This window comes from Bacillus sp. LL01 (assembly GCF_001037965.1).
This window is the reverse complement of sequence record NZ_LFEL01000282.1, coordinates 1-3,044: the sequence shown is the minus strand read 5'-3', so window position 1 is coordinate 3,044 and position 3,044 is coordinate 1. Positions and strand designations below refer to the sequence as shown.

The window sequence follows — 3,044 nt, the reverse complement described above, 5'->3', positions numbered from 1 at the left end:
TTATCTTAGACCACCACGTGGGCAGTTCAGTGAACGCTCCTTAGCTCTTTCTTCAAAGCTAGGATATACGAATGTCTTTTGGTCAATGGCTTATAAAGATTGGGAAGTTGATAAACAAAAAGGTGGGCAAWATGCCTATGATCAAATAATGAAACGAATTCACCCTGGCGCTATTATGTTAATTCACTCTGTCTCACAGGATAATGCAGAAGCTCTACCTAGAGTCATTGAAGATGCCAGAAAACAGGGCTATACATTTAAAAATTTAGATGATTATATGTTTACAAAACAGATCCAACAACTTCCATTTCCCTAAAAAAGAGATCTCAAAAGCCCTCATAATAAAATGAGGGTTTTTTAATTGTGGGCCTAATAAGTGTGATAAAGTTAGAAGAAAATACCGAATGCCCTCTTTTTTTACAAAAGAAAGGAGACATAATCAAATGTATGGTGCTAATCAGATAAGTTTAATGAATGAAGATGATTTAAAGTCTGAATTAGTCGTTCATCACTGGATGACCACTCCGCATGTTCTTGTGTTTAATCATCAATCACTAAAAGAAGTGATGGAAGCTATGAAACGAACAAATGAAGAGTTGATTTTCATTAATGAGGAGCATCATGTTTTAGGGGTTGTACAACATGATAGGATATTTGAGTTGCTTCTACAGGGATATCGTTTAGATCAACCATTTGATCCTTTTTGGATAGAAGAAGCAAAAACTGTCTCAACGAAGGATACGATTTCAGCGATCGATTTTAAAGGTGTGGTTATACCTGTTATTGATCAGGAACAAAAAATTGTAGGTGCTCTTAAGCCGCCCGAATTGTTAAAGGCTCAAGATTTTCTTATCCGTTCCATCCAACATAATGTGAATATGATCGATGTGGTTCTTGATAATGCGTATGAGGGAGTGACAGTTGTAGATCAGAATGGCTTTATTGTTAAGATGAATAAGGCGTATCGTCGCTTTATAGGTGTTACTGATGATGTAGTGGGTAGACATGTAACAGATGTGATTGATAACACTCAATTACATTTCACCGCAAAGGCGGGGGTCCCTGAGAGGGGGAAAGTACAGGTTATTAGTGGCCAAAAAATGATTGTTCATCGTATCCCAATATGGCAAAATAACGAATTAATCGGAGCAATTGGAATGTTGATCTTTGAAGGAGTTAGTGAGTTATATCGTATTCTAGAGAATGCAACGGCCTCCTCTAAAAGGTTGGAGTTAAACCTGAAACCGGAGCAAGAACTGACTCAAGTAGAGGATCAATCTTGTGTAACATTTAATCAGATACTTGGCATTAGTGAAGAAATATATGCGTGTAAAAGACTATCTAAAAAGGCAGCGAGGACAAATGCGACGGTCTTAATTACAGGAGAAAGTGGAACGGGGAAAGAAGTGTTTGCAAAGGCGATTCACTTAGCCAGTAAGAAAGCAAACGGCCCCTTTATTGCTATCAATTGTGCAGCCATTCCTGAGCATCTACTGGAAGCAGAATTATTTGGGTACGAAGAAGGAGCGTTTACAGGAGCTAAAAGAGGAGGAAGTAAAGGGAAGTTTGAAAGGGCTCATAATGGAACGATCTTTTTAGATGAGATTGGCGATATGCCTAAGCATATGCAAACGAAAATACTTCGAGTGCTAGAAGAACGCGAAGTTGTAAAAGTGGGAGGGAATAGAAGTATTCCTATAAGTGTGCGAATTATTGCTGCGACAAATCAAGATTTATTGGAGCAAGTTAAGAATGGAGAATTTAGAGAAGATTTATATTATCGTCTAAATGTGATTCACCTACCTGTTCCGCCATTGCGAGAAAGAAGAGAGGATATCCCTGTATTATTTTCTCATTATTTAAAAAAGTTCACCGAAGATTATTATATGGAAGAAAAGAAAATGGACCAAAAAGTGATGGAGTTGATTCGTTCCTATGCGTGGCCTGGTAATATTCGTCAACTTGTTAACTTAGCTGAGCAATTAATTACTATAGTTGAGGGAGAGTTAATCAGTGTAGAGCACTTACCTCCATTAATAAGAGATCAGTCAGTTGAAGCTAAAAAAGGTCATACATTAAGGTCAGATCGTTCAGAATATGAAAAAGAAATGATTGAACGAACCTTACTGGAGGTGAGCGGGAATAAAACAAAAGCTGCTAATCGTCTAGGCATCCATCGAACGACCCTTTATAAAAAAATGAAACAGTATCGGCTTAATGTGTAGCGAAAAAGCGACAGTGTGTTGATTCAGTGTAGTGTAATAGCAACATCCTTTTAAGGTCACTAACTACAAGTATAATATTTTCARTATTTGAAAAGTTGGCACGTCTCTTGCAATGTATATAAGCAAGAACAAAGGGAGGTTTGTCTATGAATGTTGCAACAGTGCACTTACCTAGAAGTATTTACTATGGACAAGGAAGCTTTGGAAAAGTTGGGGAAGAAACAGCTAAACTAGGAACGAAAGCATTAATTATTAGTGATCGTGTCATGGAGAAACTAGGAAACTTAAAAAACTGCCATACTCACTTACAACAAGCTAACATTTCTTATGTAGATTTTCTTGATATTTCGAGTGAGCCTACAGATGAATATGTTTACGATGCATTAATGCTTGCACGTAAGGAACATTGCGATGTAGTCGTTGCACTAGGAGGAGGAAGTTGCATTGATACGGCAAAAGCTGTTGCTGTGTTAGCAACGAATAAGGGGGAGATCAGTGATTATATGAATCTAAAGACACTTGCTACAAATAAGCCTCTGCCGCTGATTGCGATTCCGACTACAGCTGGGACCGGTTCGGAGGCGACTGATGTTACGGTTATAACGAATACGAGCAATGATGTAAAGATGATGATTAAGCAACCAGCTTTTATGCCTGAAATTGCTATAGTTGATCCTGTTTTAACGATTTCATCTCCAAAGAATACAACAGCTGCTACCGGTATTGATGCTCTAACACACGCACTAGAGGCTTATATTTCTAAGAAGGCTCAACCTTCACACGCACTAGAGGCTTATATTTCTAAGAAGGCTCAACCTT

2 protein-coding genes and 1 pseudogene are annotated in these 3,044 nt (G+C 38.1%); all 3 read left to right on the top strand.

The genetic code is table 11. The annotated features are described in order from the left end of the window. Positions 1 to 316: pseudogene (locus AB685_RS29475) on the top strand (polysaccharide deacetylase); the annotation flags it as partial. 127 nt (positions 317 to 443) lie between these two features. Further along, positions 444 to 2,225 carry a sigma 54-interacting transcriptional regulator gene (locus AB685_RS29470; RefSeq protein WP_053074005.1) on the top strand — a complete coding sequence of 594 codons (1,782 nt, stop codon included), beginning with the start codon at positions 444 to 446 and terminating at the stop codon, positions 2,223 to 2,225. Between the two features lie 146 nt (positions 2,226 to 2,371). After that, a partial coding sequence (locus tag AB685_RS29465; RefSeq protein ID WP_047974169.1) for an iron-containing alcohol dehydrogenase occupies positions 2,372 to 3,044 on the top strand: 673 nt, incomplete at its 3' end.

Coding starts and splice junctions, on each gene's coding strand:
- AB685_RS29470 (WP_053074005.1), top strand. CDS start 444: ATGTATGGTGCTAATCAGATAAGTTTAATGAATGAAGATGATTTAAAG.